A 5,807-nucleotide genomic window follows, 5' to 3' on the forward strand; every position below is an offset into this window, starting at 1 on the left:
GTACGGCGGGGGCGTACACCCGGGGGGTACGGCGGGCGGTGCGAGCATGCCCGGACCATGCCCTGACAATCCACTGCAAAACGGAACGTATGGGATGCCGATCTTGGGTGCAACGACGTCACGCGGATGCGGTGGTGACGTGGCGGAGCCCGTGGGGGCCATGTGGCGCCGTTCTGTTCGACCGGTGCCGGTACTGTTCGGCGAATGAGCTCGCTTAATCTCGACGACTTCACTGATCTGATCGAGCGCCCCGACGGAGGGGTTCGCCGTGACGCAGAGGCGCGCCGTGAGCGTCAGATCGTGCCGCCCGGGGCGTTGGGGCGCCTCGACGAACTGGGTGAGTGGCTGGCCGCCGCGCAGTCCGCCGTGCCGGTGCGGCCGATCGAACAGCCGCGGGTCGTTCTGTTCGCCGGGGACCACGGGGTCGCCGAGCTGGGCGTCTCGGCGCGCGAGGCGGGCAGCGCCGGGGAGTTGGTGCGGGAGATCCTGGCGGGCGGCCGGCCCGTGTCGGTGCTCGCGCGGCGGCTCGGGGTTTCGGTACGGGTCGTGGACATGGCGCTGGACTGCGACCCGGAGTCGTTGCCGGAGGCGGTCGTACGGCATCGGGTGCGGCGCGGCAGCGGTCGTATCGACGTCGAGGACGCGTTGACACCGGAGGAGGCCGAGGCGGCGTTCCGGGCCGGGGTCGCGGTGGCCGACGAGGAGGCCGACTCCGGTACGGATCTGGTGGTGCTCGGCGATGTGAGCGTGGGTGGCACCACGGCGGCGGGGGTGCTGGTCGCCGCGCTGTGCGGGACCGACGCGTCTGTGGTCACCGGGCGGGGCGGGCTGGCCATCGACGACCTGGCGTGGATGCGCAAGTGCGCGGCGATCCGGGACGCGTTGCGCCGGGCGCGGCCCGTGCTCGGGGACCAGCTCCAGCTGCTCGCGACGGTGGGCGGCGCGGACCTCGCCGCGATCACCGGGTTCCTGCTGCAGAGCGCGGTGCGGAAGATGCCGGTCGTGCTGGACGGGGTCGTGGTCGCCGCCTGTGCGCTGGTCGGCCAGCGGATCGCCTTCCGGGCGCCGGACTGGTGGCTGGCGGCCCATGACAGCGGGGAGCCGGGCCAGGCGAAGGCCCTGGACCGTATGGCCCTGGAGCCCCTGCTCGACCCGGGTGTGAAGGTCGGCGAGGGCGCCGGGGGCCTGCTGGCCCTTCCGCTGGTCCAGGCCGCGGCGGCGCTGGCCGCTGAGCTCCCGGAGAAGCCGGAGCCCGCGGAGAAGCCGGAGGACGTGGAGGCGTCGGCGGAGGAGGAGCGCGAGCCCGAGCCAGAGGGCGATTCCTACTGAACCTCACGAAAAGTGGACATATGATCCCCACTCGTGAGAGCTGACACCCTCGGTCGCTGGGCCCGTGCCGAGTGGGGGGCGTTGTACCTCGCCGTACGGGGGGCCGCGGCCAGACGGCGGTGGTGGGCCGTCGCGCCGATGACCTTGGGGGCCGTCTGTCTGACGGGGCTGGTGCAGGTGGTGCAGAACCAGTCCTGGGGGTATCGGGTCGTCCAGGACCTCGGGGCCGTGAGGGCCGAGGACCCACTGTGGCTGGCGCTCGCAAGGACGCCGCTGTCCGTGTTCGTGCCCGCCCTCGACCTGCCGGTGTGGGGCGCGCTCGCGCAGATCCTGGTCGTGTTCGGGATCGCCGAGCTGTGTCTGGGCTGGTGGCGGACGCTCGTCATCGCCTACGTCGCGACCCTCGCGGGCACCCTGTACGCGCGCGTGGGCATCGCGCTCGGCCCGGACCACCCGATCGGGCTGCCCGCCTCGGACGCACGGGTCGTGGACACCGGGCCGTCGGCGGCCGTGGTGGGGCTGGCCGTGTTCCTCGGGTGGCGCTACGGCGCGTATGTCACCGCCGGTGTGGTGATCGTGGCGATGGTGGTCGAGGTGGTGCTGGAGGACAACCTCGCCGGGAAGGAGCACCTGGCGGCCATCGCGGCGGTGCTGGTGCTGTGCGCGGTGTCGGCGGTGCGTCAGCGGCGTTCCAGGGCGGCCCGGTCCACGTCGGGGGCGCCGCCGATCCAGTCCTGAAGCTTGCGGCTGGGCCCGATCCAGCGCTTGTCGTGGTGGTAGGCGCGCAGCCAGGCCTTGGCGCGGGCGCGCGGACGGCGCCGGTAGAAGCGTTTCGCCCACGGGGAGACGGGACGGGCCAGGCGGACGGCGCCGAACAGGGCGACGAACGGGACGACCACGCCGAAGATCGCGATACGGGCCTTGCCCTTGAAGAGGGCGATCAGGGCGACGAGGAAGTTCCCGGCGATCGTGCTGAGCACCGTCCCGCGGTTCTGGAGCTCGTCGTCACTGAGGTCGTTGACCCCGAACGGCGCGTAGCCGAGGAGGAACAGACCGACCACGGCGGCGGTGAGCACGACCACCTCGACGCTCTTGCGCCCGGCCTCGGTCCAGTACACGTCGTCCAGGTGCAGGATCAGCGCGAACTCGTCCAGGACGAGCCCCGCGCCGATCCCGAAGACCACCGCGGCCGCGGCCGAGCCGAAGCCCCGCTGTCCGCCGGCCACCGCGCAGAAGCCGCCGATGACCGTGAGGACGATGCCGGGGACGACGTGGTGGATGTGGACGGCGCCGGTCTCGATGTTGCGGAACGGTCCTTTGCCCGCGCGGATGAGGCGGGTGATGATCCGGGTGACGAGGAAGGTGACGACGAAGGCGGTCAGGGCGAGGAGCAGCGGGAGCTTCCCCGGTTCGACGATGTTGCGCTGCCACCAGTCACCCATGGTTTCAGTGTGTCCGGGTCGGGGGCGGGCCGCCTGGCGGGGCGGAGGTCCGGGCTAGTCTGCCGACGTGTCCATGACCCCGCCGCCCCTGCACGGTCTCCGTTTCGCCTTCGGCACCCTGAGCGTCCTCCCGGTCGGGGTGAGCCGCTGGGACCGGGAGGCGGCGCGCGGCGGAATGCTGTGCGCCCCGCTGGTGGGGGTCGTCCTCGGCTGCGGTGCCGCCCTCGCCGCGCTCGTGCTGCTGTTCCTCGGCGCGGGCCCTCTCCTCGCCGCCGTCGCCGGCGCCGCCGTCCCCGCCGTACTCACCCGTGGGCTGCATCTCGACGGCCTCGCCGACACCGCCGACGGGCTGGGCAGCGGCAAGCCCGCCGAGGACGCGCTGCGGATCATGAAACAGTCGGACATCGGGCCCTTCGGGGTCATCACGCTCGTGTTCGTGCTGCTCGCACAGGTGGCCGCGCTCGCCCTGCTGTACGACGGCTCCTGGGCCCGGGGCGCCCTCGCCACCGTCGTCTCGGCCGTCACCGCCCGCCTCGCGCTCACCCTCGCCGCCCGCACTGGCGTGCCCGCCGCCCGCCCGGAGGGGCTCGGTGCCGCGGTGGCCGGTGTCGTTCCGGTACGGGGTGCGGTGGCCGTCGCCCTGACGGTGACCGGCGTCGCCGCGGCGGCGGGGGCGCTGCTCGGGACGTACGACATCGCCCGCACCGCGCTTGCGGTCCTCGTCGCGCTCGCCGCCGCCGAGCTGCTGCTGCGGCACTGCACGCGCCGCTTCGGCGGCGTCACCGGCGACGTGTTCGGCGGCCTCGCGGAGACGGCGGCGACCACCGCGCTGGTGGTGCTGACCCTGGGCTGACCCGGACCGGCGCGGGGCCACACGGTTCTCAGCACGGCCGGCGCCACACCCCCAGCTCGTACTTCTTCAGCATCGAACTCAGCTTCAGCCGGCGCGACTCCCCGCAGAAGTCGCGCGTCGGGACCTCGTACTCGACGTGGAAGACGGCCTTGCCCGCCTTCACGAAGGGGCTGAGGGCCGCGCACTCCTCGTACTGGGCGCACTGCTCGTTGACCGCGAAGTCGAAGTCGTCGAGCAGTTCGGGGATCTGGTCCAGGTCGTTCTTCAGGCCGACCGCCAGGCCCCGCTCATGGGCGAGCCCGGCGATGAGACGGTTGTAGCGGAGCTGGTCGGAGGCCTTCAGCGGGAAGCCGGTGCTGTTGCGGTAGCCGTCCATGTTGTCCGGCTCGACCGCGTCGAAGCCCTTGTCCCGGCACATGTCGATGCGGGCCGCCATCAGCGGTTCCAGGACGTCCGTGCGCCGGATGTCGAGCCAGCGCTCGCCCTCCCAGCCGTTCCCCTTGCCGAGCACCGACCTCGGGAACTTCCCGGCGTCGGGGCGCCAGTCCTCCCAGGCGCCGGTGGAGAGGTAGCAGATGACCTTGCGGTCCGCGCGGTGCAGCTCGGCGACCGTGGCCTTCGCGTGGTCGAAGCCGTCGATGTCGTACACCGGCACGTCGACGGAGGTGTCGAGGCGGCCGCTGAGCTGCCACTGCCAGGCCGTGCCGGGGCGCGGCTGCCAGCGGTGGCCGCTCGGCTCTTCGTCATCGCCGGGGTCCGTGGTGCAGGCCGCGAGCAACAGCAGGACGACCAGCGGCAGAACGCGTCTCACACGGCGTACCGCGTTGTTCATCGGTGGGCCGTCACCCTCCCCAACAGGCAGCAGACCAAGGTTACTTGAGCCACCGCCGCCGTCGCGTGGACGATCAGGCCGATCAAGTGCGGGCTGCCGGTGTGTGTCACCAGGGCGGCCGTCTGGGCGAGGGCGGCCGCGCAGCAGATCGTCGTCGTGCCGAGTACCGCGCCGAAGGACTGGAGCAGCAGGCCCGTCCACAGGACGACGCCGAGGAGGAGCAGGGCGGCCAGGTGGGTGCCGGTGATGCCGGTGGTGAGGGTGAGGGCCAGGAGGGCGGCCAGGTAGACGGCGAGGCATCGGCCGACCGTACGCGCCGTCGTGCGCCGGAACGCCCTGGGGGTGTCGCTGGAACGCAGGCCGGCGAGGCCGTTGCTGCGGAAGCGGTACAGGAGCCATTCGGCGGGGCCCATGCTGAGGGTGAGGGCTACGGCGGCGGGGGCGTGTTCGAGGGCTGTGTGGAGGACGAGGGTGCCGGTGGCCAGGCCGAAGAGGGCGTGGGGGAAGGAGCCCAGGAGAGGGGGGCTCGTTGTTCGTTGGCGGCTGCGGGTTGTATGTGGTTGATCGCGCAGTTCCCCGCGCCCCTGAGGGGGTGCCAGTTCGCGTAGGCCTAGAAGGGCTGCCACTGCCAGCGAGCCCAAGAGAAGGGTGAGTCGTGCGGCGTCGGGTAGTGGGTGGGCCAGCGCCACGGCCGCGCCCGCCGTCATGGGCAACAGCGCCGCCAGCAGAGCTCGTTCGCGGCCAAGCACCAGCAGTACCGTCGCCGCGGCCAGGTATACCGACTGGCCGGCCGTGAAGGCTACGGCGGACGGGTGGGCAGTGCCTGCTGCGGCCAGCGCGGACAGGGTGCCGAGCAGGGCGCCCGTCGGTGCGCCTCGTAGGAGGGTGCGGCGGGCGGCGGTGCGGTCGCCCGAGCCCAGCCAGGTGTACGCCCGATGGGCGAGGCCCTGGTTCCAGGTCCAGCCCACCAGGGCGCCGACCAGGAGCGGGAGCGTGCCGGCCGGGAGGTCGAAGTCGTCCCTCGGGCCGGTGAGGAAGGGGGCGCCGAGGACGTGGCCGAGGCACGGGAGGGCGAAGATCACGCCGCGCAGGAGGCAGCCCAGCAGGTCCGTCCGCCATGGGTCGTGGGCCGGGCCGCCCGGTTCCGGGTGGCGGCGCTCGACCCGTTCGTACAGCTTCTCCGCCAGCGCGAACGAGTCCTGCACGCCGTAGCGCTCGCGTATCTGGTCGTCGGAGAGGCCGTCGGACTCCAGCAGCGCGGCGATCTCGTCCGGGTGGACGGCGGCGGCTATGAAGTCGTCGAGGCGTTCGGCGAGTTCGTCGAGGGGGTCGGGGCGCGCCCAGCTGGGTG

Annotated in this window: 6 protein-coding genes; 3 read left to right on the top strand and 3 right to left on the bottom strand. The window is 72.7% G+C overall.

All coding sequences use genetic code 11. From position 1 onward, the window contains the following. Positions 1-204 precede the first annotated feature (204 nt). Positions 205-1,329 carry a nicotinate-nucleotide--dimethylbenzimidazole phosphoribosyltransferase gene (gene cobT, locus L0P92_RS41410; protein ID WP_234768295.1) on the top strand — a complete coding sequence of 375 codons (1,125 nt, stop codon included), beginning with the start codon at positions 205-207 and terminating at the stop codon, positions 1,327-1,329. Positions 1,330-1,362: 33 nt separating this feature from the next. Further along, positions 1,363-2,067, top strand: a complete 705-nt coding sequence (locus L0P92_RS41415; protein ID WP_234768296.1) for a hypothetical protein — start codon at positions 1,363-1,365, stop codon at positions 2,065-2,067. Here the strand turns inward: L0P92_RS41415 and L0P92_RS41420 are convergent. Next, positions 2,010-2,771 (bottom strand): hypothetical protein, encoded by a 762-nt coding sequence (locus L0P92_RS41420; protein ID WP_234768297.1) that lies wholly within the window; start codon positions 2,769-2,771, stop codon positions 2,010-2,012. The two genes, L0P92_RS41415 and L0P92_RS41420, sit on opposite strands and share 58 nt — an antisense overlap. A gap of 73 nt (positions 2,772-2,844) precedes the next feature. Between L0P92_RS41420 and L0P92_RS41425 the strand changes: the two genes are divergently transcribed. After that, positions 2,845-3,624, top strand: a complete 780-nt coding sequence (locus L0P92_RS41425) for an adenosylcobinamide-GDP ribazoletransferase (RefSeq protein WP_234768300.1) — start codon at positions 2,845-2,847, stop codon at positions 3,622-3,624. A 28-nt stretch (positions 3,625-3,652) separates the two neighbouring features. Here L0P92_RS41425 and L0P92_RS41430 read toward each other — a convergent pair whose 3' ends face one another. Together L0P92_RS41430 and L0P92_RS41435 are read right to left on the bottom strand one after the other, a co-directional pair. Continuing rightward, positions 3,653-4,456 carry an endo alpha-1,4 polygalactosaminidase gene (locus tag L0P92_RS41430; RefSeq protein WP_237696683.1) on the bottom strand — a complete coding sequence of 268 codons (804 nt, stop codon included), beginning with the start codon at positions 4,454-4,456 and terminating at the stop codon, positions 3,653-3,655. Further along, the coding region (locus L0P92_RS41435; RefSeq protein WP_234768299.1) for a hypothetical protein at positions 4,453-5,807 on the bottom strand (1,355 nt) is incomplete at its 5' end. The genes L0P92_RS41435 and L0P92_RS41430, both read right to left, overlap by 4 nt.

It is taken from the genome of Streptomyces muensis (assembly GCF_021474425.1).
In the GTDB taxonomy this organism is placed as follows: Bacteria; Actinomycetota; Actinomycetes; order Streptomycetales; family Streptomycetaceae; genus Streptomyces; species Streptomyces muensis.

What these genes read in the sequence shown, in the direction of transcription:
- cobT (WP_234768295.1), top strand. Translation starts at nt 205, where the DNA reads ATGAGCTCGCTTAATCTCGACGACTTCACTGATCTGATCGAGCGCCCC.
- L0P92_RS41420 (WP_234768297.1), bottom strand. Translation starts at nt 2,771, where the DNA reads ATGGGTGACTGGTGGCAGCGCAACATCGTCGAACCGGGGAAGCTCCCG.
- L0P92_RS41425 (WP_234768300.1), top strand. Translation starts at nt 2,845, where the DNA reads ATGACCCCGCCGCCCCTGCACGGTCTCCGTTTCGCCTTCGGCACCCTG.
- L0P92_RS41430 (WP_237696683.1), bottom strand. Translation starts at nt 4,456, where the DNA reads ATGAACAACGCGGTACGCCGTGTGAGACGCGTTCTGCCGCTGGTCGTC.